The sequence below is a fragment of the Nonomuraea sp. 10N515B genome (assembly GCF_052245915.1).
GTDB lineage: Bacteria > Actinomycetota > Actinomycetes > Streptosporangiales > Streptosporangiaceae > Nonomuraea.
In genome coordinates, this window is the sequence record NZ_JBQQBQ010000050.1 from 1 (window position 1) to 23,645 (window position 23,645).

Sequence of the window (23,645 nt, forward strand, 5' to 3'; positions counted from 1 at the left end):
AGAACACCGATTCATCCGATTCCAAAAACAAGACAAACGATGCTAAAGTGACTATTGAGGCGATTGCTTCCTAATAGTCACCGATTACGGGTGACCTTCTCAAACACCACCTCCATGGGCGCGGCCGTTCGGGGCGAGTGCCGGCGAGCTGGCGGTCTCGAAACTCACTCAGCACGGAGTGGTCGAGGCCAGGGTCGTCAGCTCCAGCCCGAGCAGGTATTTCCAGTCGATGCGGGCGCGTACGGCGGCTGCCGCTTGGCGATCGGAGAGATTCTCCAGGAATTGCAGGACGGAGACGATCGCGAGCTGGTGCGGTGACCAGGCGGGCTGGCCGCTGTGGGAACAGGTCGCGGAAGTCCTGGTCGGCGAACAGCGGACCGAGTGCGTCACGCAGACGCATGCACAGGCAGCCCTTGGGGAAAGGCGCGGCGGGCGATCTGTTCCGTCTGAGCGGGATCTCACCCGGAGCACGGGGATGGAGCGACATCTTGATCAACTCTCACGATGCTGGTGAATGTGCTCATCGTGCTCTCGGAAGACAGATCAGCCAGGCCCTTCGGCTTTGGTGGATTCGCCAACAGTGTCCGTCTGGGACGCGACCGCTGTTGATGGCTCTGGAGAAGACGTCGGCGGTCGCTGCTTGTTCGGATGACGTGGGTGTACATGCGCAGGGTGATCATTGTCCGTTGGCGCTGGGGCTTGCGGACTCGAACCGGGCGATCGGTTTGGCGGTGCGGGCGACCTCAGCGATGACCTATCCGTCGTGAGTGATGCGGAAAGGCCTCGCCGATGTCCCCGCTGATCACGGTCGCGTACGAGCCTCACTCCGCTCCGAACGAGTGTACGACTGGTCGGAACCCGCCTTTGCGGTCTCCGGTCTCCGACTCGATGGTGAAGTGCCCGGTTGCGCCAGGCACGTCGTTGGTCTCCGATGTGAACAGGCCTATTTGAATCTGTACCTGGCGGGGCGTGGGCAATGCCTTACCTGTGTAGGCGTTGCGCGTTGCCTTCGCTACAGTGACGAAGGAGTCGTGCGCCATGATTGCCCAGCCGTCGAGTAGGTCATCTTCGTTGAAGCTCTTACTGAAGAGTGAGGCGAAGTCCCGATAGAGGTCCCGGTCACGGTTTGCAGCATCGTTCAGATCAGCTGGGTGAGCAAGTGGCACGTAGAGAACCCTCACCTGCTTCGCGGCCAGATCCTTCGCCAGGTCCTTCTGATGCGCGAGACTCGATGCATCTGACCCGGTGATTACGGTTATCGGATTCAAGTCTGCGCAGTTGCGTTTGCGTAGGTTTCCGAGAAAACTCGGTAGATATGCGGCGCGGCCGGCGTAGAACACGATGTCTGGTTTCGGTTCACCGCAAAAGTTGCCGGATATCCTGCCAAATTCATTGTCGAGTTGCTCTTTAGAGCTGCCCTCGCCTCCAAACTGGTTGACGATATTTCCGCCAGCCTTGAGATAATCGCCGAAAGGCTGTCTACGGAAGGCTGCGGCGAGTGATTTTGCGTAAATATCTGGTTGATCGGTCCCGTTTGCTGCGTCTTCCACGAGTAGTGCCGACTCAAGTCCGGTGTTGACTCCGCGTAGGTAGCAATCAATCGCTGAGAACTGCTTGTTGATTTCATGAGGCATCCGAAACAGGCCATTTATCCTACTGCCGCCATCGACCCGGCCGGTCATGTTCAAGCCGTCGGCGGTGAGCACGTCGCCTACCATCGGGATATTCGCTGCGGCAAGTGCTCGCGCCATACTGACAGTGTTGCGGTGACTCACGCCCATACCCGTCACACCTACAAGGTGTTCCGGTCCGGCTGCCATGGCCTTGACCCTAGCTATCGCCTTTTTCCAGTTATTCTGATCGGGCCCGAGCTCGATGAGCTCCAGACGGATCTGTGGTGCCTGCCCCAGGCCGGCGGAGCCCCGGTTGGCCCTAAGCTGCCCAATGTAGGCACCCTCAAGCTGGTGCGTCACACGATCATCGGCCAATCCCTGGCTGTCGTCAAGGGTGCCAAGGAATGCGATGGTGACGTACTTTCCCTTCCCGAGGGTTGTGACTCGCCTGTTCTCCTGAGCGATCAGCTGGCGCACGTTGCCCTGAACGTGCGCGGCAGAAACCTGCGCAGTCTTCTCTGAGCCCAGGTGCGCACACTCAGGACTGGGAAGCGGCCATGGTGCGAGCGTTTCTCGCCAGACGAGAAAGGTTCCGATCAGAGCGATGATACCTGCTAGCGCGATCAGAGGCTTCCTGGTGCCCGCGTGCTTTATACCGGCCTTGATAGGGGAAGTCACGCCCCTTGCCAAATTATGAAATATGTCTGCTATTGTCCGGTGGAACGCCCAGACTAGAAGGCCGACAATTGCGCAGGCCGTTAGGGCCAAGCCGGTGAATATGTATTCCTTTGTGAGAAGCCAGGTGAGCCAGGTTACGATCAGAGTGAGAAGTGCTCCGACGAGCGTAGTCATCCGGCCGGGGTCACGCGGGGCCCGTGATGGCGGCTGGTCTGTCACGCTACCTCCTAGTAAAAGGCGCCGTATACAGATCCTAGATCGCAGGGTTCTCCTTTGCTTTAGCATCGGTCAGATCGTGATGGCTCCACATCGAAGACATCATCTGACTCGGTGGCTTGTGCAGCAGTGTCATACAGCAACGGCCGCGAGCAACAACGTCCATCGCCTGCTTGGGTCACACTGATCCTGCGGGGTTGCGGGGCGCTGAGTACCTGATCGTCGTGTGCACGTAATCAAGTGCTCAGGGAGTGGCACACTCGCCGAGTGCCATCTCGAATTTCTTGTGAGAACGCGAGCTACCTCAACGGGCGTTGCCGCCGCTCGTTCTCGTCTCGCCCGACCCTGTCGGTGGTCAAGGCGGTGACGATCGGCCACTTGCCACTTGTCGGCCGGCTGGGGCGATCGACGTGGAGGCTCTCCTTTGCCGGGCCCCGGCGCCGGGTGATGATGGCTGAGATGACAGCAGCCCTGACAGCAACGTCCCCACACGCCGACGCATCCGCGCCACCGCACACACGCGCCTTACCACGGTCTTCGTCAGCCCAGCAGGCTGATTGCTCCGCCTGAGTCGGCGGTTCGACCCCGCCCTGACCACAGCAACTGACCAGCCAAGATGCCCCGAGGCGAGGATGGCTCCGGGGCATTTTTGGTCCGCTGACGGCGACGTTTGGTGGACGGTCGTCACCTCCCAGGCCTTTGCGGCTGGGGGCACGGCTTTGCTCGGCGGCCACTCGAGCGCGTGTGGGATCAGATAATCCGATTACATGAAGGTGATGACTGCCACTGAAGCCTCACAAAGCTTCGCAGCGGTTCTCGATGAGGCCGAGCGAGGCGAGACCATCATGGTCACCCGTGGTGGGAAGCGGATCGCGATGATCGGCCCCGCGCCTACCGCGCCCGGTCGTATGGTCAAGGCGTTTCTCGCCAGAAGTGCTGGAACGCTGGATGCCGATTTCGAGGCTGACATCGAGGCGGCTCGGGAGTCGGTCGAGGATGAGATGAGGAGCACATGGCCCGACGCCTGATCCTTGACACCGATGTGCTCATCGCTGCCGAACGGGGGAAGGCGTCCGTGGACGCGGTGATCGGGGATGCCGATGATGTGGCCATCGCCGCGATCAGTGTTGCGGAGTTGCTCGTCGAGGTGGAGCTGGCCGACGACGCACGCCGCCCTAGCCGCCAAGCCTTTGTGGATGAGCTCCTGGCCTTGGTCCCAGTTGAGGAGTACACCACCGACGTCGCCAGGGTTCATGCTCGGCTCATGGCATATGTCCGGCGCGAGGGCAAGGCGAGGGGAGCGTATGACCTCTTGATCGCCGCTACGGCCGCCACTACCGCGAGAACCATTCTCACTATGGACTCATCGGCCGCTTTCGATGATCTTCCGGGCGTGCGGGCTCAGGTCGTTCCTCGCTGATCGGTGACGGCGCGTTCTCGCTGGCGAGTCTCGCCGGCATCGCAGCTCATGAGGCTGCTTCAGCAGCCACGCCGATTTGCGGCTGGGGCCGAGAGACGCTTCAGCTGATCCATCGCACCGGCTGCCCGGTCAGGCGGGCGATGGTCTCGAAGTCGCGGTCGGCGTGCAGCACAGTGAGCTTGTGATGCCGAGCCGTTACCGCCATGAGGAGATCGACCGGAGAAGCGCAAGCCGTCCCCTACGGGCCGTCCCCACCGGGCGAGACCGAGCCGAGCAGTCCGGCTCGAGCCAGCAGGAGATGGCGGGCCGTGCTCGTGATCGGTGCCGCGCTTCGACATGGCGAGTCTGCTGGAACAATGGCCGCCTCTGACGATCTCCTTGAGCAAGGCAGGCCATGTCCCGGTGGCGTTATCTCCGATGGTGGTTGGCCGCGTGGGTGGCCAGTCTGCTGAGCTTCCTATCCCTGTGGCTGCCGGCGCTCTTCGAGAGCGACGGTGCGGTGGGCTGCGTCAGTTATGGCCCTCTTCCATCGGGCTTGGCCGAGCTGTGGTCCGACCTGGAATGGGTGTGGCTTGATCTCCGGCAGCAGGTGGCGTACACGTACGAGCAGAACCTGGTCCTGCACGTTCTGCCGATGGTGAGCGTCCTGCTGTCCGGAGTGGTCGCCGCCTGGCCGAAGCGGTGGCCCGGGACAGTGGTGGGGCTGATGGCAGCTCTGGTTGGTGCGGTGGTGGCGCTCCACTGGGCATTCATGTCGTTCTCGTATTTCCTCATGCTCAGCTGCGCGGGATGGGAGGGAAGGCTTTCGTGGATGGTGTGGCGCCTCCTTCTGATGACCGGTTACGGAAGCGTGGGCCTGCTGTTGATCGCCGGAGTCCGGGTTCGTAGAGCAGCGATCGCGGAAAGTGGATCAAAGGCATAGATGATCACGGCCTGGGGGACGTGGTCATCTGACGAACGGCCGGTGGGGGCGGCTGGAGCCGTCGCTGCCGGTGGGCAATACTCTGCGATCCGGGCAAGCTGCCACCGAATCGTCACACGAGAGACGCCAACGCATGAATACGCCATCATCGCCACCTGGAGCCGGGCGGACTGACGGATCATCCCTCCGGATCGGCGCTCTCGTTCCGTTGACTCGGCCTGGCTGGGTCGAGGCAGGCCGACACTTGCTCGCTGGACTCGAGCTGGCCGTTCGCGAAGTCAATGACGCCGGCGGGATCGTCGGAAGACCACTCGAGCTGGTGGTCCGGGACACCGCGGCTGATCCACAGAGAGCCGCGGCGGCCGCAGATGAATTGGCTCGCCTGGGCGTGGCTGCCTTGGCGGGGGAGTACCACAGCGTCGTCGCTCGCGCCGCTGCCGCCAGGGCCGACGCCCTCGGCCTGCCGTTCCTCTGCTCGTCAGCGGTTCTCGACGCGCTCACCGAGCAGCCAACGGAATGGGTCGCGCGCCTCGCTCCGGCGCAGTCCCACGGCTGGCAAATCTACGCAGACTTCCTTCTCGGCGTGGGGCACAGTCGGATCGCCGTAGCAGTCGAGTCGAGTGTCTACTGGGGCACTGGGGCTCGCATTCTGCGGGACTATCTCGCTCCACGCGGCGGCACCGTCATCGAACTCGACATGCGCGGGCTCGCCCCCACGGCTGTATGCGACGAACTTGTCGACATTCGCGCGACAGCCCTGCTTCTTCTGGTCGGCCACCCGGAGCCGGCAGTGTCGATCGTCAAGTCTGTCCGCCGCGACCGGCGTCTCGCTGAGATCATGATTGGTGCTCCGGCCGGGCAGCCGGAGTTCGCCGAATGGGCGAGGTTGCTGGGCGACGACAGCGCCGCGATCCCGTTCCTGCGCTACCTGCCCGAGCGTCTCAGCTCACTGGGTGCACGAGTTGAGACGGTCCTTCGCGAGCGGCTAGGCGAAGCGCCCTCTTTCGTCGCCTTCGAGGGCTACGACACAGTCGCCGTCCTCGCCGATGTGCTGCGTTCTCATGGCGCGGACCGGGCGCGCATTGCCGCATCCTGGCCGCGCGTCGCAGTCGAAGGCACCCGCGGGCAGATCCAGTTCTCCCGCACGCCAGGCATCAGCGTGTGGCAATGGGCGTGGGCGCCAATCCAAGTCGTTGATCGAGATCCGGCGGAACCCGAACGCTTTCGGATCCTCCACGCCAGCTGAGAGAGCACGGAGGTCCGACCGCCCAGATCGGTCCGAACTTGAGGCTGTCTACCTCACCGTATGCCGTCGATCAGCTGCCGATGGGTCCAGGTCTGAGGCGATCATCGACCCCGGAGAGAACACCCGGGCCCGCAGCCGCGCCCGCCTGCTGGCCACCTCCGGCTTTCCGCCGACCCCGGCCGGCGTAGCGGCCTTCACCACGGCGCAGACCTCCATCCCTTGATCAGGGCCCTCCTCGCCTGTGGGTGAAGGACATTCGCCGCGTGATCGCCGTCCCATGCACGAGGCATAGTGCGTTCCGTCAGGAGTAGTCGTTGCGCAGGACCGTCTGCCGGCCGTCGTCGCCCGGGGTGCTCACGATGAGGCGGCGCGCCATAGCCGTGGCGTCCTCCTTCGTGAGGCTCGCCCCCATGGCCGTCGCCTCCTCGTACACGTCCGGCGAGAGGGCGGTGCGCACGGCGGCCACGTTCCGGGGGCCGTCCAGCGGGTCCATGAGCTCGGGGGAGTAGCCCACCCGGGAGCCGATGGCCGACACCGTGCCGAGGAGCACTGCGCCGTCCGCCGCCCGGCCCGACATGCCGAGGGCGCCGGCGAGCACGTGGGCACAGGCCAGCCAGGAGGTCACGTCCTGCACGCGGTCGAGATGCACGACCAGCCGGGCCGCCTGCTGGACCGCCCGGCCGGTGTCGCCCAGGTCCATGGCGACCTTCGCCCCGATCCAGCCCGACGAGCAGTACGCCCAGTCGTGGCCGCAGGCCTCGGCGATGTCGGCGGCCTGCACGAGCTGCCCGGCGGCGAGCAGCGGATCGCCGGCCACCCTGGTGATCTGTCCGCGCACCATCATCAGCTCGGCCTCGACCCATGGCAGCCCCGCCGCCCGTACATGCGTCCAGCCCGCGGCGAGCGTGCGCTGCGCCTGGTCCGGGTCGCCGCTGAGCTGGAGGAAGTATGCCCGGTACGGCAGGGCGCGGGCCATGACCTCGACGTCGCCGATGGCCTCGGCCTCCCGCAGTGCCAGCACGACGTCGTCGTTCCCGGCGAACGGGTCGCCCGCCAGGTAGCGGAGCAACGCCCGCCCGATCAGCGCCTGCCCTCGCCCAGGGTGGTCGGCGCCTGCGCGATCGAGGGCCTCCGACAGCCGCGCGATGCCTTCGTGTACGTCGCCGTTGCGATACCAGAACCACGACAGCGCGCTGGCGATGCGCAGCGCGGAGTCCCCGTCGCCCGTGGCCAGGGCGTGGCTCAGTGCGGCACGCGTGTTCGCCTGCTCGTGCCGGAGCCGGCGCAGCCACAGCTCCCCGTCGAAGGTGCGCAGGCGCCGTTCGGCCGTCTCGGCCAGCTCCACCGCCCACGCGAGATGGCGGCCGGCCCACCGGGCCCGTTCGTCGCCGGACAGCGTGCGAAGGGCGTACTGCCGTATGGACTCCAGCATCCGGTAACGCCGGGGCACGGCGGCGCCGTCCACCGTGACCAGCGATTTGGCGACGAGCCCACCCAGTCTGTGCAGGACCGCCGGAGGCCCCGCCACCCGCTCGGCCGCCTCCAGGTCGAAGCCGCCCTCGAAGTGGCTCAGGCAGCCGAGCAGCTCCCTCTCGGGCTCGGTGAGCAGGCGCACGCTCGACGCGATGGCCGCCTCCAGGCTTCGATGGCGCTCCGGGGCGGTGCGGGAGCCGGTGGCCAGCAACGCGAACCGATCGTGGAGCCCGTCGGCGATCTGTTCCAGGGACAGGACGCGGGTCTGGGCCGCCGCGAGCTCGATGGCCAGGGGGAGGCCGTCCAGCTCCCGGCAGATCCGGGAGATCAGCTGCCGTTCGTCGTACCGTGGATGCCGGCCGGGACGGACCGCGAGGGACCGCTCCGTGAAAAGCTCGGCGGCCGCCCCATCGGGGTCCAGCGGCGGCAGATCCCAGGTCGCCTCGCCCGTGACGGCCAGCTGCTCCCGGCTCGTGGCGAGGAGCCGCAGGCCGGGACAGAGGGACAGCAGCGTCTCCGCCAGTGGCGCGACCGCGTCGACCAGATGCTCGCAGTTGTCGAGGACCAGCAGCATCTCCCGGTCGCCGATCGACGCGGCGAGGTGGTCGGTGCTGCCCGTGATGGCCGTGCCCATCGCCGCGCCGACCGCGGCCGGCAGCAGCCCGGTGTCTGTCACGTCGGCGAGGAGGGCCAACCAGGGGCCGTCCCCGTCCTGGTGCTCCCGGGCGATCTCCAGAGCCAGGCGGCTCTTGCCGGCGCCGCCGGGACCGATGATCGTCACCAGCCGGTGCGCGGTGAGCAGGTCCTTCACCGCGGCCACGGCGGCATCACGCCCGATGAGGCGGGTCAGCGGCGCCGGAAGCCGCGGGCGGGCAGGCTCCTTCGGCTCGGCGGGCTCGATGATCGCCGCCGCCTCCTTCGGAGCCCGCCAGTCCAGGGCGGGGTCCTGCCGGAGCACCGCCGCCTCCACGGCGCGCAGTGAAGGGCCGGGGTCCACGCCGAGCTCCTCGATCAGTTGCTCGCGTGCCGAGCGGAGTGCGGCCAGGGCGTCTCCCTGGCGGCCGCTCCGGTACAGGGCGAGCGCGAGCAGCTCCCAGGACCGCTCGGCCAGCGGGTGCTCGCGGACCAGTGACTCGAGTTCGCCCACCGCCTGGACGGTCGCGCCCATGGAGAGGCGGGCCGCCGCGTGGTCCTGGCGGGCGGCCAGCCGGGCGTTGTCCAGGCGGGCGATCTCGGCGTTGGCCACCTCGGAGTCGCCGAGGTCGGCATACGCGGGGCCGCGCCACAGCGCGAGCGCGGTCGAGAGGCTTTCCGCCGCCGCCGGTGGATCGTCCGGCAGCAGCCTCGCGCCGCGCTCGGCCAGAGCGGCGAAGCGTTCCGAGTCCACCGCTTCCGGCCTGACGCGCAGGACGTAGCCCGGACCCTGGCGGTCGAGCAGGCCTGTGGCCGCGCGGGGGAGCCGGTCTGGTTCCAAGGTTTTTCTCAGCCTGGTGATGTACGAATACAGGGTGGCCACGGCACTGTTCGGAGCCTGTTCTCCCCATACCGCGTCGATGATGCGATCGGTGGTCACGACCTTGCCCTGCGCGATGAGGAGTGTCGCCAGCAGGGCTTTGACGCGGGTGCCCCCGAGGTCGAGTGGTTCGCCCGCGTGCGTTACCGCCAGTGGGCCCAAGACGGAGAAGTGGAGGCCGGCAGGTTCAGCGCTCACCTATGGACCGTTCCCTCTGTAGCAAAGCTCCGCGCAGATGCGGATATGCCCGCTGTTATACCTCAAAGCATATTTTTCGCCAATCGAACACCACTGCGCACGATAGTGGCGAGGGCAGGGCGGGAGCGCCGGCTGTGGCCTCCGTGAGTGGGCACCTGGTTCAGCCACTCCTGCTCGCCGGGACGGACTCGATTTGTGCTGGAGACCACATCGCGATCTCCGGCTGCCATCGTCTGGCCTCGTGATCCGTCACCCATTCGCGGTCGTGTGCCTGGCGGGCGCACTGGCCGGCTGCGGCGCGTCCTTCGCCGGTTCCGGCGAGACGGCGTCCTCCACCGGGACGATTCCGCCCGCCCCCGCGGGGCAGACCGTGCACCCCGCCGCGAAGCGATTTCACGCCACCGGACTGCGGCCAGGTGACTGCATCGAACCGCTGCCCGTGGACCTCATCGTGACGGTGGTGCCCTGTACGGTGCCGCATTCGGCGGAGTTCGCCACCACGTACGTGGTTCCCGAAGGCCCATGGCCGGGGGACACCGAGGTGCGGCGGCTGAGCCGGGACGGGTGCCGGCCCAGGATGCGGTACGTGCCGTCAAGGAGAGACGAGGTCAAGATCGGCGTGCTCGTCCCGGCGGCGGAGGATTGGCCGAGGTCCAGGACGTCGTACTGCCTGGCTGTCCCGTCGAACGGTGACAAGCTCGCCGGGCGGGTCATCTTGTGACGCGCGGCCCGGCCTGCCGGCCGGGCCGCGCGTTCGCTAGGCGCTCCCGCAGACGGTTCCGTTGAGGGTGAAGACCGTGGGCAGGACGTTCGGGCCGCTGTAGTTGCCGACGAATCCGATCGTGGTGGACGCGCCCGTGGCGAGTGATCCGTTGCCGGACTCGTTCACGACCTTGACGTCCGACCCGGTCTGCGTCCAGACGGCGCTCCAGCCGCTTCCGAGGCTCTGCCATGGCCTCGGCCAGGTGAAGTTCAGAGTCCAGCCGTTGATCGGCGCGCCGTTGTTGGTGATCTCGATGGCGCCTACGTAGCCGCTGGCCCAGTCCGTCTGGTTGGTGAGCTTCACGGTGCAGGAGCTCGTGGCGGGGGTGCCCGTGGTGAAGGTCAGCGGTGGCGAGGACCAGGAAACGCTGCCGCCGCTGTCACGGGCGATCACGTTGACCGTGTAGCGGGTGCCCGGCTTGAGGTTGTGCGCGGTGAACGACGTGCCGGTCGTCTCGCCGAGTTGTTCGCTGATGGCTGCGTTCTGGCGGTGGATCTCGTACTTGGCGATCGGGCGAGCGCCGGGGGAGGCGGCGGGCCAGGAGATCGTGGCGGTCTTGTCCGTGATGTTCGACGCGGCCGGCTGGCCGGGGGCGGCCGGGAGGCCGGTCTGGGACGTGGCGGGGCGCAGGACGAGCGTGGTGAGGGAGAGCGGGGGCAGCGTCGGGCTTTCCGCGGTCGAGGTGGTGATGCTCGTGGCGCCGTTGGTGTGGGTCAGTACGGTGGCCGCACCCGACGCCGGGCGGAAGCCGGAGTAGTCGAGCGCGATCGGGTACGACGTGTCGGACGAGGTGTTGATCAGCATGACCGCCAGGTCGCCGTTGGGACGGCGGGCGGCGTGCGCGGTGACCTTCGGCTGGTCGGTCGCGGCGCGGACGAACTGGTCCCCCGGGCGGGCGAACTTGCTCATCATCTGCAGCGCGTAGTACGGCGCGAAGGGCGTGTTCAGCGGCGGCTCGCAGACCGAGTTGTCGGAGGTGCACGTCGCGCTCGACAGCAGGCCGAAGTCGCCGTAGTCGGTGTGGCCTTCGACCTGCGTGACGGGGCCGATGCCGTTGTGGACGTTCCACCAGTCGACCGTGAACACCCCATTCGCCAGCAGCGTCGCGTACGCGTCGGCGGCAGCCAGGGCGCCGGGCTGGGTGGTCGTGCCGGCGCTGCTGCTCCCGGTGTTGAACTCGGTCATCGCGATGCCGATCCGCTCCGACCCGGGTCCGGCGTACTTGGCGATCTGCTCGCGGGTGAGGTGGATCATGTCGGGTACGTGGCCGACCTTGTCCAGGGCACCCGGATACCAGTGCACGATCACGAAGTCGATCTTCGGGCCCGCCATGGACAGGACGACCTTGTTCCAGGTTCCGGCGTCCCCTTCGCCGACGAGCCCGTCGGGCCAGTTGGCCGAGGTGGTCAGCACCGCGCCGATCTTGATGGTCGGGTCGACCGCCTTCATGGCGTCGGAGTAGGCCACGACGTGGCGGGCGTACTCGGCCGGACTCTTGTCGGCATGATTGTCCGCTTCCCAGGCGGAGCCGTAATGGCCGTTGCCGTAGTTCTCATTGCCGATTTCCCAGTACTTGATGCCGTAGCCCTTGGTGACGTTGGCATGCCGCACCCAGGCCGCAGCCTCCTCGGCGGTCCCCGTGCCGTAGTTGGCGGTCACCATCGCCTGGGCTCCGGTCCGGCGCACGCCGCTCATGAACGTGTCGAAGTCGGTGTTGGGCGCTACATATCCGCCGGGGGCGGTGTGGTCGGCCCAGTGGTAAATGTCGGAATAGGAGCCACCCGGATACCGCAGCACCTTCGTGCCCATGTCCTTGAGCAGGTCGGCGGTCTCGTCGGTGCCCAGGTTCGTGTCCCAGATCGCATGGTTGGTGCCGATGCCCGTCTGGGGGACGGTGGCGAGTGCGGCGCGGGCGTTGACGGTCACCGCGACAGGGGTGACCTCGTCGTCGGCGTACGCCGCGGGGGCGGACAAGGCGGTCAGCGACAACAGGATCACGGACGCGGCTCGTAACAGGGTCTTCGGCATCGGCGCTCCTCGCCATGGATAGCGGTCACCACTCGACGCCCCCTCCTGACCAGGAGGCAGCATGATCATGAGGTCATGGCGCCGCGACCGTCAACCGGACCTGAAACTTTCACCGACGGGGGCCGGAGTGACGCGGGTTTCAGCTCGATCCACGCTTAAGAGGCCGCATAAAAGGCAGGGCGGGGGCCGCGTCCGATGGCGGGCAGGATGGCCTGGTCGACGATGGCTTCCAGGTCGGCGTCGCTCGGCGGCGCCCCGGTTGGCGAAACGTCTCCACGCAGGTCGTCAGCCCCGCGACCCCGACCTCGGCCACCTCTTCCAGCACCGCGGTGTGGAGGGCGAGGGATGAGTCATGTCCATCGCCCCATCCGCTCCGCCTCCGGGCGCTGTGCCGCTCGATCAGCGCTCTCTCGCCCCCGATCTCGCCCGCGGGCTGATGCTGCTGCTCATCGCGGTGGCGCACGCGCACATGTGCCTGTCCGGCGAACCGGCAGCTCGCCGCGGGCAAGAGCTGGGCGCAGGCGCGGGGGGGGTGTTACGCCGCCGGAGCTTGTGGCTGCTGGCGTTCGGGTTCTGCCATGCGCTGCTGCTGTTCTTCGGTGACATCCTGGGCGCGTACGGGCTGGTCGGGCTCCTGCTCAATCCGGTCGCGGCGATGGTGATGCGGGTGATCGGGTGGGCCGCGATGGCGCCCACGTACTTCGCGGTGAGCGTTGTGCCGGCCTTCCTCTTCGGGATCTGGGTGGCGCGCCGCCGGTTGCTGGACGAACCGGGTGCGCACCGGGCGTCGCTCTCCCGGATCGCCGTCATCGGGACGGGCGTGTCGGCCGCAGGCGGGAGGGCGGCGCCGGTCCCCGATGATCATCGCCCTGGCCGCGTGCGGGCACCGCGCGGGCGCCGGGGACCGGCCGAGGCCCTTCTGCGCCGGTTGACGTACATCAGGTGAGGCTGTGATCATCCTCGAGCCGGACGAATGAAAGGACAGCATGCCTTTCAACCACAACGATCACTACCATCGCACGCTCCTGCGCCGGGTGCCGAACGGTTGCCGGACCGCGCTGGACGTCGGCTGCGGGACCGGCCGGTTCGCGCGGCGGCTCGCGAGCCTCGGGATCCAGGTCGACGCCGTGGACCCGGCGGCGGAGGTGATCGAGGCCGCCGAAGCCGAAGGCGGGGGCCCGCGTTTCCACCACGCCGACATCACCGAGATGGAGCTGCCAGAAGGCCACTACGACTACATCTCCTGCTTGGCGAGCATCCACCACGTGCCGTTCAGCACCGTCGCCGCGCTGCGTGACGCGCTCACCCCTGGAGGCGTGCTGGCCATCCTGGGGTGCTATCCGGAGCGGTCGGCCGTGGACTACGCGTGGAGCCTGGCCGCCATTCCAGTCAACGCCGCCACTCGGCTCGCCGTCGCCGCCGCGGGGCCTCGGGAGCGGGCGGAGGGCACGCAGGCGCCGGTCAAGCAGCCCGAGATGTCGTTGGAGGAGATCCGGAAGGAGGCGGCCACGTTGCTGCCCGGGGCGACCATCCGGCGGTTGCTCTTCTGGCGATACCTGCTCGTGTACCGGGAGCCGAACTGATGGATCAGCTTCTCACCCGGCTGCGCGTAGCCGGATTCGACGCCGTCGCCGCCGACCCGGCGCCCGGCGGGGTGGTGGCCATGGCAGGCATGGCCACCCTGCGGGACGGCTCCCGGGTGTTCGCGAAGACGCTCCACGGCGCCGGGGCCGATCTCTTCGAGATCGAGGCCGAAGGGCTGCGGGTGTTGCGCGGCGCCGGTGCCGCCGCCCCCGAAGTGCTGGCGGTGACACCCGACCTGCTCGTCCTGGAGCCGCTGCGTCCGCGTCTGGACGACGACGAGCGGTTCTGGGAAGAGCTCGCCCGTACGGTCGCCGCCGTGCACACCGTCACCGGCGAGCGATTCGGCTGGCACCGGGACGGCTGGCTCGGGCGGCTGCGCCAGGACAACACCTGGGACGAGGACGGGCACGCCTTCTTCGCCCAGCGCCGCATCCTGCGCTGGTTGCCGGAGCCGCTGGTGGAGGCCGCCTTCGACAGCCAGGAGCGCCGATCGCTCGAACGGCTCTGCGCGGCGCTACCCGACCTCCTGCCGCCCCAGCGGCCGGTCCTGACGCACGGCGACCTGTGGCGCGAGAACATCCTGGCCGACCGCGCGGGCGGCCCCGCGCTGATCGACCCTGCCGTCTCCTACAGCTGGGCCGAGGCCGACCTGAGCATGCTCTGGTGCGGGCCACGCCCGCCGGCCTCCGACCGTTTCTTCGCCGCGTACGCCGAGGCGGCGCCCCTGGCCGACGGCTGGCGGGAGCGCCTGCGGGTCTTCCACCTCCGCGAGCTGCTGAGCGACATCGCCCACGACGACAACGGCCAGGGCGCCGCACAGGAGGTACGCGAGATCATCGCGCCCTTCCGCCCGCGTTAGTCCTGCGGCGAGCTGACCAGGCGTGGTCAGTCGCCGAGTTCCCGCCTCTTCGACGTCAGGGAGGCCAGCAGCAGCATGAGCGCGCTCTGGGCGAGCATGCCGGGCGCGAGCGGCGGGGCGAAGCCGACGGTCTTGGTGGCCGCGTACCACCACTGGCTGAGCGGCGAGAGCGTGCTCCACTCGGCGTCGGACCCACCCGCGCCGTAGTTGACCGAGATGTGCACGAAGACGCCGTACGCCGCCGTGAGCAGCACGACCGTAGCCAGGACGCGGATCAGGGAGACCGTGCGCGGGGAGTCGCCGAAGGCGAGCATGACCAGGGCGAGCGTGAGGAGCGCGAGCGCCGCCCAGGGGATCAGCTGGGTCAGGTTCCCCCAGTGGCGTTCGAAGGCGAGCTCGAAGACGGCACCCGCGATGCCGATCGCGACCAGTGCCAAGAGTCCGAGACGCAGCGAGATCGTGCCTGTTTGGGCGAGCCTGCGGCGGCCTGGCGCTCGCTCCGAGGTTGAGGTCATGCCACTGACCCTTACCCGGCTGATTCAGAAGTTCCTGTACGCATTCTGAAGAACTGGTAAGAACCTCGCTCAGCCGGCCGCACGCCGCAGGACCTGCTCGAAGATCTGGGCCAGCTCCGCCGCGTCCTCTCCGGCGTGATGCGTGTGGGGCAGCCCTGCGAGGCCCAGCTCACGCTTGATGTCCCCGCTGCGGGTCCCGGACCACTCGCGGCCGGTCAGGCCCATCCAGTAGCTCCGCAGATCGACCCCGGACCCGGTCGCGCCGAACGGGCTCCTGCCGGTGAACCGCGTGAAGTACCAGTGCACGAACATGCCGTCCCACACCGCGGGCGCCGCCAGGAACACGGGCCGCCCGATCGTCCGCAGCCCGTTCACCCACCGGGCGGCCGCCGCCATCGCCTCCTCCGGCGGGGGCGCCTCGCGCAGCAGGCGATCGCGGTCGAGCCCGGAGACGGCCAGCGCCTCGGGCACGAACTCGTCGGAGATCGGCCGCAGCTCCGTGTAGAACGTCAGATCCGTCCGCCCGGCCACGGCCATGCCCAGGGAGAGCATGCTGTACGGGCCCGGAATGGGCCCGTCGGCCTCCACGTCGACAGCGACGTACAACTCGGGAAGTCGGGACACGACCCCCAAGGATAGCTGCACGACATCTTCACGACATTCGCACACCCGCCTGGTGGATCGGCCGGTTCTGGCGCGGTGTGCTCGAAGGGCGTCGCGGGTCGTGCCTGGGGAGCGCGGCCTGCCCCGGTGTCCCCCCCGACGGAGGTGCCGCCCATGGGCGACTGGATGGATGAGCCGATCGTGGATCCCACGCTTGCTCAGCGGGACCGCTCGCGCCTCCTCAACGCGTCGTCGCCGCTGGTCGGGTCGCCCGACCGCGATCCGCCGCCATGGGTCCGGTGGCTCTTCCGGGCCGGCGCGGTCGTCACCGGCGCGGGCGGAGCCCTGTTCACCGCGGCGGTCTACCGGACCGACAACGAGGCGGCCGCGCTGTCGGCCGTGATGGTCCTGGTCATCACGATGCTCTTGGCCGGCGTGGCCCGGCCCGGCATGGGACACCGCTCGGCGTACGCCGGCCGCTACGTCGTCCCGGCCACGCTGGACGGCGCCGCGCTCGGCCTGCTGGCCAGGGCGCGGCAGGCCGTCATGGACGTGTCCGGCTCCCGGGTGCACCGGCTGAGCCTCCTCGACGCCATCGCCAACGACGTCGTGCTGCCCGAACGGCTGTGGGAGATCGCCTGCCTCCTGCGTACTCACACCGAGCTGCGCGCCGAGCAGGCCGCGGCGCTGGCCGAGGTGATGACACCCGAGCTGGCCGCCGTGCTGGAGGCCCAGCGGGAAGCGCTCGACCTGTCGGTGGTGGCGGTCGCGGGGCGGGTGCGGGAGCTGGAGGCGTACGCGAGCCGCGTCCGGGAGGCGGACGCGGCGCTGCGCGTGCAGGAACTCCAGAAGAGCAATGAACGGTATCGGGACCTGCTGGCCCAGACCGGCGACACGGAGGGTCTGCGTCACCTGATCGACCAGGCCGACGCCCTGACCGGGAGCCTGCGTGAAGCGATCGCCGCCGGCCAGACGCTCGACTCGGAGCTCGCCGCCGGCGACCCGCGACGCACTCCGGGGGCCGCGTGCCCCTGAGCCCCGATCACATGTTGATCATGTGGCCGGCCAGGCCGTGGATCGCCTCCTTGACCGCCTCGCCGAGCGTCGGGTGCGCGTGGACGTTGCGCGCCACCTCGTGCACCGTCAGGTCCCACTGCTGAGCCAGGGTCAGCTCCGGCAGCAGCTCGGTGACCTCGGGCCCGATCAGGTGGGCGCCGAGCAGCTCGCCGTGCGTGTCATCACTGATGATCTTGACGAAGCCGGCCGCGTCGCCAAGGCCGTGCGCCTTGCCGTTCGCGGTGAACGGGAACTTCGCGACCTTCACGTCGTAACCCAAGTCGCGGGCCTGCGTCTCGGTGTAGCCGAAGCTGGCCACCTGCGGCTGGCAGTAGGTCGCCCGCGGGATCATCACGTAGTCCAGCTCCATGGTCTCCGCGCCCGCGATCGTCTCGGCGGCGATGATGCCCATGGACTCCGCGGCGTGCGCCAGCATCAGCTTGGCGGTCACGTCGCCGATGGCGAAGATGTGCGGCACGTTCGTCCGGAGGCGCCCATCCACCGCGATCGCGCCGCGGTCGGTCAGCGCCACGCCGGTCTTCTCCAGGCCGTAGCCGTCCACCCGCGGCTGGAACCCGATGGCCTGAAGGACCTTGTCGGCCTCGAGCACCTGCTGCTGGCCGTTCTTGGTGACGGTGACCTTGACGGAGGCGCCGGTGTCCTCGATGCCGTCCACCCGGGTCGAGGTCATCACCTCGATGCCGAGCCGCTTGTAGCGCTTGGCCAGCTCCGCCGAGACCTCCTCGTCCTCCAGAGGCACGACCCGGTCCAGGAACTCCACGATCGTCACCTTGACGCCGTAGTTGTGCAGCACGTAGGCGAACTCCACCCCGATGGCGCCGGCGCCCGCGATGATGATGCTGCCCGGCAGCTCCTCGGTGAGGATCTGCTCCTCGTACGTCACCACCCGCTCGGACAACTGCGTGCCCGGGATCAACCGAGTGGTCGCGCCGGCCGCGATGATGCAGTGGGAGAACGTGATCGTCTCGCCGTTGACCTGGATGGTGTTCGCGTCCAGGAACGTGCCGCGGCCGTCGTACTCCGTGATGGCGTTCTTCTTCATCAAGTAGTGAACGCCCTTCACCCGCCCGTCGGCCACCTTACGGCTGCGCTGGAAGGCCGCGCCGTAGTCGAAGGTGACCTCGCCGCTGATGCCGAAGGTCTTGGCCTCGTTGTGGAAGATGTGGGCCAGCTCGGCGTTGCGCAGCAGCGCCTTGGAGGGGATGCAGCCGACGTTCAGGCAGACGCCTCCCCAGTATTTCTCCTCGACGACCGCGGCGCGCAGCCCGAGCTGGGCGGCGCGGACCGCGGCCGTGTAGCCTCCCGGACCCGCGCCGAGAACGACGACGTCATAGTGAGTGCTCATGAGTCGGACCATACCGTCCGCCCGAACTCACCTCTTCGCTAGACCTCCACCTTGTACGACAGGGTGAGCTCATCAGCGGGAACACCACGAATTCCCCAGTTGACCTTGGGCATCTCGATGATGGTGATCTCCAGGTCCTCGGGATCGTGCGGCCACTTGTCGTAGAGCTCCCGGATCAGCGCCCGCTTGGCGTCGTCGGTGCGCCCGGTGAAGCAGACCACCTCGAGGATGAGGTAGTGCTCGCTCCGCTGCGGGCACACGAAGTCGTCGGCGTCCAGCAGCAGGAACCGGTGGAACCGCTTGTCCTCGGGCAACCCCCACGCGCTCACCAGGCACGACTGCACCAGGTCCGAGATTTCCCGCTGCCGCCCGGACCACACGTCCCTACGGCCGTACATCTTCACCTGAGCCATGTCGGCCACTATAGAGCCGTGATCCGTATCCTCCTCGCCGACGACGAAGCCATGATCCGTGCCGGGGTGCGCGCGATCCTCACGACCGACCCGTCGCTCGACGTGGTCGCCGAGGCGGGCGACGGCAGGCAGGCCGTCGACCTGGCCATCGGCCACCGCCCGGACGTGGCGCTGCTCGACATCCGCATGCCGAGGCTCGACGGGCTCGGCGCCGCGGCCGAGATCCGCAGGGTCGCCCCGGAGACGGCCGTGGTGATGCTCACCACATTCGGGGAGGACGACTACATCGCCAAGGCGCTCGACGTCGGCGCCGCGGGTTTCCTGCTCAAGTCGGGCGACCCGCGCGAGCTGATCGCCGGGATCCACGCGGTGGCCGAAGGGGCGGCGTACCTGTCGCCCAAGGTCGCGCAGCGGGTCATCGCGCAGCTCTCCGGCGGCAGAATGGCCAGGGGCGCGCGGGCGCGTGACCGCATCGAGGCGCTGACCGAGCGCGAACGCGAGGTGCTCGCCCTGCTCGGCGCCGGGCTGTCCAATGCCGAGATCGCGCGCAGGATGCACATCGTGGAGGGCACCGTGAAGGCGTACGTGAGCGCCATCCTCACCCGGCTCGACGTACGCAACCGCGTCCAGGCCGCGATCATCGCCCACGAGGCAGGGTTGGTAGCCTGACCCGTGATGTATCGCCTCGTATTCACGCAGGTCTTGCGGCGTTTCGACGCCGAGGCCGTGCACCATCTGACGGTGAGCGCCCTCGCGCTCCTCGCGCGGCTGCCGCTGCTCAAGCGGCTGCTGCACCGTGCGCTCGCGCCGCACGACCCGGTCCTGCGCGTGACCGCGTTCGGCGTGCACTTCCCCGGCCCGCTGGGGCTGGCCGCCGGTTTCGACAAGGACGCCGCCTGCGCGGAGGCGATCGCGGCGCTCGGCTTCGGGCACGTCGAGGTCGGCACCATCACCGCCCACGCGCAGCCGGGCAACCCGCGCCCGCGCCTGTTCCGCCTCGTCAAAGAGCGCGCCGTGATCAACAGGATGGGCTTCAACAACGCCGGCGCCGCGGCCGCCGCCCGCCGCCTGCGCCGCACGCGGGGCCTGCCCGTCGTGGTCGGGGTGAACATCGGCAAGACCAAGGTGGTCCCCGAGTCCGAGGCCGCGGCCGACTACGTGACCAGCGCCAAGCAGCTGGCCCCGCTGGCCGACTACCTGGTGGTCAACGTCAGCTCGCCCAACACGCCCGGGCTGCGCAACCTGCAGGCCGTGTCGCTGCTGCGTCCGCTGCTCACCGCGGTCAAGGAGGTCGCGGACAACACGCCCCGCCGCACTCCGCTGCTGGTGAAGATCGCCCCCGACCTCGCCGACGAGGACGTGGACGCGGTCGCCGACCTGGCGATGGAGCTGGGCCTGGATGGGATCATCGCGACCAACACCACGATCAAGCACGGCGGCGAGACCGGCGGCCTGTCAGGACGACCGCTCAAGGGCCGCTCGCTGGAGGTGCTGCGCCGCCTGCGCGCGAGGGTCGGCGACCGCCTCACGCTGGTGTCGGCCGGTGGGGTGGAGGACGAGGACGACGTCTGGGAGCGCCTCCTGGCGGGCGCGACCCTGGTCCAGGGCTACACGGGCTGGATCTACGGCGGCCCGTTCTGGGCCGCTCGCATCCACCGCCGGCTCGCCAAGCGCGTACGCCGCCACGGCCTGAAGTCGGTCACAGAGGCCATCGGCCGCACCGCCTAGCCCACTATCGTGGGACGGTGATCGAAGCCGTGTCCCTGATCGACGACGTCGTCCTGCGCCTGGTCACCAAGCAGGACGCCGAAGCCATGCTCCGTGCCTACGTCCGCAACCGCGACCACCTGCGGCCATGGGAGCCGCGCCGGCCCGAGGAGTTCTTCACGCTGCGCGGGCAGGCCCGCCGGCTCGAGGACGTGCTGGAGCAGCAGGCGGCGGGCCGGACGGTGCCGTGGGTGCTCGCCGACGGCGACGAGATCGTCGGGCGCATGACGCTCAACACCATCGTCCGCGGGCCGTGGCTCAGCGCCGACCTCGGCTACTGGATCGACGCCCGCTACACCGGCCGCGGTCTGGCCAGCAGGGCCGTCGTGGAGGTGTGCAGGATGGCCGACCAGGACCTGGGCCTGCACAGAATCGCGGCCGCCACGGTGCTCGACAACGCCGCCTCGCAGCGCGTCCTGCTCAAGTGCGGCTTCGAGCCCTACGGCCTCGCGCCGCGCTATCTGGAGATCGATGGCAAGTGGCAGGACCACCGGCTGTTCCAGCGCATACTCAACGACCGCCCGGCTTTCTGAGCTACATGCTCGGCCGGGTGGACTCGGGGTCGTGCGTCATGCCCTCGATGCGGGACATCACGTCCGCCACCCGCACGCCGCTCGGCCGGTGCGACCGCCGCCGCTGCCACGGGTGCGGCCCGGCGAGCGGGCGATACTCCACCCCGATCGCGTCCAGCCGCCCCAGGTGCTCCTCCAGCCGCCCGGCGAAGCCCTCCTGGCCGGTGCCCGACCAGGCCACCTCGGCGAGCGCGCAGGCCCGCGGCCACATGCGGTAGTCCACCGTGCGGGCGTCCGGCACCCGCTCGGTCCACAACTGCGCCTGAGCCCCCACGACCCGGGCGCGCTCCTCGTCCGTCCACTCCTCGGGCGCGGGACGGAACGCGGCCACGTCCTCGACGGTGATCGCGTCCCCGATGGCCATCGGCTCGTCGGCCGTGGCCGACTCGGCGTAGTCGAAGTACAGCGGGAACACCGGCGTGGCCACCACGTCGTGCCCGGCGGCCGCGGCGCGCCGGCCCACGCCCATGCCGCGCCACGGCATGACGACGGTGTCGTGCCGCAGCCCGCCGCTGACGAACGCCTCGTCCCAGACCACGGCCCGCGCCCCCCGCTCGGCCAGCGTGTCCGCCAGCCGCCGCAGGAACCACGCCTGCAGGTCGTTGGCGGTGGCCAGGCCCAGCGAGTCCCGGTACGCCGTGATCTCCGCCGACCCGGCCCAATGGTCGAGCACCACCTCGTCGCCGCCGATGTGCACGTATGGTGTCTCGCCCAGCGCCCCCATCAGCTCGTCGAAGATCGTGGCCAGGAACTCCACGGTCCGCGGCAGTGGTGACAGGATCGCGGGGGAGATGCCCCACCGGTCCAGCACGTCGTGCCGCTCGCCGGTGGCCCCGAACGCCGGGTACGCCGCGAGGATCGCCGACGCGTGCCCCGGCACGTCGATCTCGGGAACGACCGTGACGCACCGCGCCCGGGCATAGGCCCCGATCTCCGCCAGATCGTCGAGCGTGTAGTAGCCGCCGTGCGGGACGTCGTCGTACGCCTCCGGTTCCCCGTAGGAGTTGACCGCCGTACGCGTCCGGTGGGAGGCGACCTCGTGCAGCAACGGGTAGGCCCGGCTCTCCACCCGCCACCCCTGGTCGTCCACCAGGTGCAGGTGGAGCCGGTTGAGCTTGTGCACCGCCATCAGGTCCACCAGGCGCAGGATCTCCCTCTTGGGGAAGAAATGCCGGGCCACGTCCAGATGCAACCCCCGCCAGGAGAACCGCGGCGCGTCCTCGATGCGCACCCCGGGCGCAGTCCACGACGCGGGCCCAGCCGACCGGTAAGAGGCGCCGGGCAGCAGCTGGTGCAGCGACTGCGCCGCGTAGAAGGCGCCGGCCCGCCCGCCGGCCACGATCTCAACGCCCCGCGAGCCGGCCGTCAGCCGGTAGGCCTCCTCGCCCAACGCGGGATCCCGCCGGACGTCGATCTCACCCGAGTCGCCGGGACGCAGGTCGAGCACAGGGAGGGCCAGGCGCACGGCGTCCACCAGGTCGCCGGACACGGTGGCGCCCGCGGTCAGCTCATAAGAGGCGGACAGGTGGGTGAGCAGCTCAGGGCGAGGAATCATGCTTCGAGATAGTGCTGCAATCCGTTCGCCAGCGCCACCGCGATCTTCTGCCGGAACTTAGGGTTCTGGAACTTGGCCGCCTCGACCGCGTTGCGCATGTTGCCGCTCTCGATGAAGATCTTCGGCACGGTCGACAGATTGAGGCCGCCCAGGTCGTTGCGGTAGCTCAGGGCGTCGCGGCCGATGTAGGTCGAGTAGGGCAGGCCGGTGCCCTCCGCGAAGGCGTCGCGGACGGCCAGGCCGAGCCTGTTGGACTGGCTCACGACCTTGTCCACGGGCCCGTTGATCTTCTTGGGGATGATGACGTGGAAGCCGCGGTGGCCCGCGGCCGAGCCGTCGGCGTGCACGGAGATCGCGGCGTCCGCCTTGGCCTCGTTGCCGATCGCGGCGCGCTCGGTGATGCACGGGCCGACGCCGGTGTTGCTCGTCCTGGTCAGCTTGACCGTGGCGCCGCGGCTCCTGAGGATCTTGGCGAGGCGGGTGGAGACGTCCCACGTGAAGGCGGCCTCGCTGTAGCCGTTGTTCGTGGCGGTGCCGGTCGTGTCGCAGGGCTTCCACTTGGTCAGCACGTTGACCTTGCGGTTGATGGCCGCAGGGTCACGCCAGTTGCCGCCGTTGTGGCCGGGGTCGATGACGACGACCTTGCCGTCCAGCGGCTTGCTCTCCGTCGGTCCGTCCTTCGCCGTGGCCTGCCGCTGTGCCGGAGCCTGCTGCTGCACGGCGGTCGCGGGAGCGGCCTGACCTGCCGCGGCGCCACCGGAGCCGGTGCCGCCGCACGCGGAGGCGATCAGGCCGCAGACGGTGAATACTGACGCTGGTAGAGCACGCATGGCCTCCAACTTACGGGAAACCCGGTACTCAAACCGTCGTTATGAGAACCCCGGTGCGCCGACCTCCTGACGATCCAGCAGGGCGGCCAGCTCCCGCGCGTCCTCGGCGTCGAGACCGAGGACGACGCGGGGGCGGCCCCACGGATGGTCGAGGGAGTGGGCGACGTAGCTGGCGACCGATTCGGCGCCGGCGTCGACGCCCCGCCCCCTGCCCGCGCGCCAGTGCCCCCAGGCGCGCTCGAGCTCGGCCGCCGCGCGCTGGGCGCAGGACACCAGTTCCGGATCACGCATGACTGTTCCCCCGGATCAGATCGTGGTCGGATGGATCCGGCCACAAATAGCATGACCCTGCCGAGTAAACCGCCGTGCGGCCACGACGCCACGCGGCTTGACCCAGCCTTGGGCGAAACCTGCTCTAGCAGGCCCCCGTAGTGGCAGCCTGCTTGGCAGAGTCG

22 protein-coding genes and 2 pseudogenes are annotated in these 23,645 nt (G+C 68.8%); 12 read left to right on the forward strand and 12 right to left on the reverse strand.

Annotated features, from left to right (window positions below):
* Nucleotides 1-139: 139 nt before the first annotated feature.
* Together ACTWQA_RS44275 and ACTWQA_RS44280 are read right to left on the reverse strand one after the other, a co-directional pair.
* Nucleotides 140-487, reverse strand: a pseudogene (locus ACTWQA_RS44275) (transposase); the annotation flags it as partial.
* A 334-nt stretch (nt 488-821) separates the two neighbouring features.
* The gene (locus ACTWQA_RS44280) at nt 822-2,465 is read right to left on the reverse strand and encodes a hypothetical protein (protein ID WP_443164880.1); all 1,644 of its coding nucleotides are present in this window, start codon (nt 2,463-2,465) and stop codon (nt 822-824) included.
* Between the two features lie 809 nt (nt 2,466-3,274).
* On the opposite strand from ACTWQA_RS44280, the gene ACTWQA_RS44285 reads away from it, so the two are divergent.
* Together ACTWQA_RS44285 and ACTWQA_RS44290 are read left to right on the forward strand one after the other, a co-directional pair.
* Nucleotides 3,275-3,535 carry a type II toxin-antitoxin system Phd/YefM family antitoxin gene (locus ACTWQA_RS44285; RefSeq protein WP_443164881.1) on the forward strand — a complete coding sequence of 87 codons (261 nt, stop codon included), beginning with the start codon at nt 3,275-3,277 and terminating at the stop codon, nt 3,533-3,535.
* Complete coding sequence (locus ACTWQA_RS44290; protein WP_443164882.1) at nt 3,520-3,927, forward strand: PIN domain-containing protein; 408 nt, start codon at nt 3,520-3,522, stop codon at nt 3,925-3,927. Before ACTWQA_RS44285 ends, ACTWQA_RS44290 begins: the two co-directional genes overlap by 16 nt.
* Before the next feature lie 100 nt (nt 3,928-4,027).
* Here the strand turns inward: ACTWQA_RS44290 and ACTWQA_RS44295 are convergent.
* A pseudogene (locus ACTWQA_RS44295) lies at nt 4,028-4,138 on the reverse strand (PIN domain nuclease); the annotation flags it as partial.
* Between the two features lie 225 nt (nt 4,139-4,363).
* Here ACTWQA_RS44295 and ACTWQA_RS44300 point away from each other — a divergent pair.
* Nucleotides 4,364-4,849: a hypothetical protein gene (locus ACTWQA_RS44300; protein ID WP_443164883.1), complete on the forward strand. Its 486-nt coding sequence runs from the start codon at nt 4,364-4,366 to the stop codon at nt 4,847-4,849.
* 133 nt (nt 4,850-4,982) lie between these two features.
* Nucleotides 4,983-6,095: an ABC transporter substrate-binding protein gene (locus ACTWQA_RS44305; RefSeq protein WP_443164884.1), complete on the forward strand. Its 1,113-nt coding sequence runs from the start codon at nt 4,983-4,985 to the stop codon at nt 6,093-6,095.
* Nucleotides 6,096-6,396: 301 nt separating this feature from the next.
* Here the strand turns inward: ACTWQA_RS44305 and ACTWQA_RS44310 are convergent, their stop codons facing one another.
* Nucleotides 6,397-9,279, reverse strand: a complete 2,883-nt coding sequence (locus ACTWQA_RS44310) for a BTAD domain-containing putative transcriptional regulator (RefSeq protein WP_443164885.1) — start codon at nt 9,277-9,279, stop codon at nt 6,397-6,399.
* Between the two features lie 241 nt (nt 9,280-9,520).
* On the opposite strand from ACTWQA_RS44310, the gene ACTWQA_RS44315 reads away from it, so the two are divergent.
* Nucleotides 9,521-10,000 (forward strand): hypothetical protein, encoded by a 480-nt coding sequence (locus ACTWQA_RS44315; protein ID WP_443164886.1) that lies wholly within the window; start codon nt 9,521-9,523, stop codon nt 9,998-10,000.
* A 36-nt stretch (nt 10,001-10,036) separates the two neighbouring features.
* Here the strand turns inward: ACTWQA_RS44315 and ACTWQA_RS44320 are convergent, their stop codons facing one another.
* Nucleotides 10,037-12,070 (reverse strand): cellulose binding domain-containing protein, encoded by a 2,034-nt coding sequence (locus ACTWQA_RS44320; protein WP_443164887.1) that lies wholly within the window; start codon nt 12,068-12,070, stop codon nt 10,037-10,039.
* Nucleotides 12,071-12,422: 352 nt separating this feature from the next.
* On the opposite strand from ACTWQA_RS44320, the gene ACTWQA_RS44325 reads away from it, so the two are divergent.
* Genes ACTWQA_RS44325 through ACTWQA_RS44335 form a run of 3 tightly spaced genes read left to right on the forward strand, consistent with a single transcriptional unit; the run spans nt 12,423 to nt 14,513 of the window.
* Nucleotides 12,423-13,016, forward strand: coding sequence for a hypothetical protein (locus ACTWQA_RS44325; RefSeq protein WP_443164888.1), 594 nt, complete (start codon nt 12,423-12,425; stop codon nt 13,014-13,016).
* Nucleotides 13,017-13,056: 40 nt separating this feature from the next.
* Nucleotides 13,057-13,653 (forward strand): class I SAM-dependent methyltransferase, encoded by a 597-nt coding sequence (locus ACTWQA_RS44330; RefSeq protein ID WP_443164889.1) that lies wholly within the window; start codon nt 13,057-13,059, stop codon nt 13,651-13,653.
* Entirely contained in the window at nt 13,653-14,513 is an 861-nt protein-coding gene (locus tag ACTWQA_RS44335) for a fructosamine kinase family protein (RefSeq protein WP_443164890.1), read from the forward strand. The genes ACTWQA_RS44330 and ACTWQA_RS44335 overlap by 1 nt, the downstream gene beginning before the upstream one ends.
* Before the next feature lie 26 nt (nt 14,514-14,539).
* Here ACTWQA_RS44335 and ACTWQA_RS44340 read toward each other — a convergent pair whose 3' ends face one another.
* Both ACTWQA_RS44340 and ACTWQA_RS44345 read right to left on the reverse strand, forming a co-directional pair.
* Nucleotides 14,540-15,028, reverse strand: a complete 489-nt coding sequence (locus ACTWQA_RS44340; RefSeq protein WP_443164891.1) for a hypothetical protein — start codon at nt 15,026-15,028, stop codon at nt 14,540-14,542.
* A 69-nt stretch (nt 15,029-15,097) separates the two neighbouring features.
* Nucleotides 15,098-15,652: an exonuclease gene (locus ACTWQA_RS44345; RefSeq protein ID WP_443164892.1), complete on the reverse strand. Its 555-nt coding sequence runs from the start codon at nt 15,650-15,652 to the stop codon at nt 15,098-15,100.
* A 153-nt stretch (nt 15,653-15,805) separates the two neighbouring features.
* On the opposite strand from ACTWQA_RS44345, the gene ACTWQA_RS44350 reads away from it, so the two are divergent.
* Nucleotides 15,806-16,666 carry a hypothetical protein gene (locus tag ACTWQA_RS44350; protein WP_443164893.1) on the forward strand — a complete coding sequence of 287 codons (861 nt, stop codon included), beginning with the start codon at nt 15,806-15,808 and terminating at the stop codon, nt 16,664-16,666.
* 7 nt (nt 16,667-16,673) lie between these two features.
* On the opposite strand, the gene lpdA is transcribed toward ACTWQA_RS44350, so the two are convergent.
* Entirely contained in the window at nt 16,674-18,053 is a 1,380-nt protein-coding gene (gene lpdA / locus ACTWQA_RS44355; protein ID WP_305923202.1) for a dihydrolipoyl dehydrogenase, read from the reverse strand.
* Between the two features lie 38 nt (nt 18,054-18,091).
* Nucleotides 18,092-18,466, reverse strand: a complete 375-nt coding sequence (locus tag ACTWQA_RS44360) for a tautomerase family protein (RefSeq protein WP_327587615.1) — start codon at nt 18,464-18,466, stop codon at nt 18,092-18,094.
* An 18-nt stretch (nt 18,467-18,484) separates the two neighbouring features.
* Between ACTWQA_RS44360 and ACTWQA_RS44365 the strand changes: the two genes are divergently transcribed.
* From ACTWQA_RS44365 to ACTWQA_RS44375, 3 genes are read left to right on the forward strand one after another with little or no spacing between them, the layout of a single operon-like run.
* On the forward strand, nt 18,485-19,135 hold the full coding sequence (locus tag ACTWQA_RS44365; RefSeq protein WP_305923200.1) for a response regulator: 651 nt from the start codon (nt 18,485-18,487) through the stop codon (nt 19,133-19,135).
* Between the two features lie 6 nt (nt 19,136-19,141).
* On the forward strand, nt 19,142-20,194 hold the full coding sequence (locus tag ACTWQA_RS44370) for a quinone-dependent dihydroorotate dehydrogenase (protein WP_443164894.1): 1,053 nt from the start codon (nt 19,142-19,144) through the stop codon (nt 20,192-20,194).
* Nucleotides 20,195-20,211: 17 nt separating this feature from the next.
* Entirely contained in the window at nt 20,212-20,766 is a 555-nt protein-coding gene (locus tag ACTWQA_RS44375; RefSeq protein WP_443164895.1) for a GNAT family N-acetyltransferase, read from the forward strand.
* A gap of 1 nt (nt 20,767) precedes the next feature.
* Here the strand turns inward: ACTWQA_RS44375 and ACTWQA_RS44380 are convergent, their stop codons facing one another.
* Genes ACTWQA_RS44380 through ACTWQA_RS44390 form a run of 3 tightly spaced genes read right to left on the reverse strand, consistent with a single transcriptional unit; the run spans nt 20,768 to nt 23,481 of the window.
* Nucleotides 20,768-22,360 carry a beta-N-acetylhexosaminidase gene (locus tag ACTWQA_RS44380; RefSeq protein WP_443164896.1) on the reverse strand — a complete coding sequence of 531 codons (1,593 nt, stop codon included), beginning with the start codon at nt 22,358-22,360 and terminating at the stop codon, nt 20,768-20,770.
* Nucleotides 22,357-23,190, reverse strand: coding sequence for an N-acetylmuramoyl-L-alanine amidase (locus tag ACTWQA_RS44385; RefSeq protein ID WP_443164897.1), 834 nt, complete (start codon nt 23,188-23,190; stop codon nt 22,357-22,359). The genes ACTWQA_RS44380 and ACTWQA_RS44385 overlap by 4 nt, the downstream gene beginning before the upstream one ends.
* Before the next feature lie 39 nt (nt 23,191-23,229).
* The gene (locus ACTWQA_RS44390) at nt 23,230-23,481 is read right to left on the reverse strand and encodes a hypothetical protein (RefSeq protein WP_127937030.1); all 252 of its coding nucleotides are present in this window, start codon (nt 23,479-23,481) and stop codon (nt 23,230-23,232) included.
* Nucleotides 23,482-23,645: the final 164 nt, after the last annotated feature.

Coding starts and splice junctions, on each gene's coding strand:
- ACTWQA_RS44350 (WP_443164893.1), top strand. CDS start 15,806: ATGGGCGACTGGATGGATGAGCCGATCGTGGATCCCACGCTTGCTCAG.
- lpdA (WP_305923202.1), bottom strand. CDS start 18,053: ATGAGCACTCACTATGACGTCGTCGTTCTCGGCGCGGGTCCGGGAGGC.
- ACTWQA_RS44360 (WP_327587615.1), bottom strand. CDS start 18,466: ATGGCTCAGGTGAAGATGTACGGCCGTAGGGACGTGTGGTCCGGGCGG.
- ACTWQA_RS44325 (WP_443164888.1), top strand. CDS start 12,423: ATGTCCATCGCCCCATCCGCTCCGCCTCCGGGCGCTGTGCCGCTCGAT.
- ACTWQA_RS44320 (WP_443164887.1), bottom strand. CDS start 12,070: ATGCCGAAGACCCTGTTACGAGCCGCGTCCGTGATCCTGTTGTCGCTG.
- ACTWQA_RS44285 (WP_443164881.1), top strand. CDS start 3,275: ATGAAGGTGATGACTGCCACTGAAGCCTCACAAAGCTTCGCAGCGGTT.
- ACTWQA_RS44280 (WP_443164880.1), bottom strand. CDS start 2,465: ATGACTACGCTCGTCGGAGCACTTCTCACTCTGATCGTAACCTGGCTC.
- ACTWQA_RS44390 (WP_127937030.1), bottom strand. CDS start 23,481: ATGCGTGATCCGGAACTGGTGTCCTGCGCCCAGCGCGCGGCGGCCGAG.
- ACTWQA_RS44385 (WP_443164897.1), bottom strand. CDS start 23,190: ATGCGTGCTCTACCAGCGTCAGTATTCACCGTCTGCGGCCTGATCGCC.
- ACTWQA_RS44335 (WP_443164890.1), top strand. CDS start 13,653: ATGGATCAGCTTCTCACCCGGCTGCGCGTAGCCGGATTCGACGCCGTC.
- ACTWQA_RS44380 (WP_443164896.1), bottom strand. CDS start 22,360: ATGATTCCTCGCCCTGAGCTGCTCACCCACCTGTCCGCCTCTTATGAG.
- ACTWQA_RS44305 (WP_443164884.1), top strand. CDS start 4,983: ATGAATACGCCATCATCGCCACCTGGAGCCGGGCGGACTGACGGATCA.
- ACTWQA_RS44290 (WP_443164882.1), top strand. CDS start 3,520: ATGGCCCGACGCCTGATCCTTGACACCGATGTGCTCATCGCTGCCGAA.
- ACTWQA_RS44370 (WP_443164894.1), top strand. CDS start 19,142: ATGTATCGCCTCGTATTCACGCAGGTCTTGCGGCGTTTCGACGCCGAG.
- ACTWQA_RS44330 (WP_443164889.1), top strand. CDS start 13,057: ATGCCTTTCAACCACAACGATCACTACCATCGCACGCTCCTGCGCCGG.
- ACTWQA_RS44340 (WP_443164891.1), bottom strand. CDS start 15,028: ATGACCTCAACCTCGGAGCGAGCGCCAGGCCGCCGCAGGCTCGCCCAA.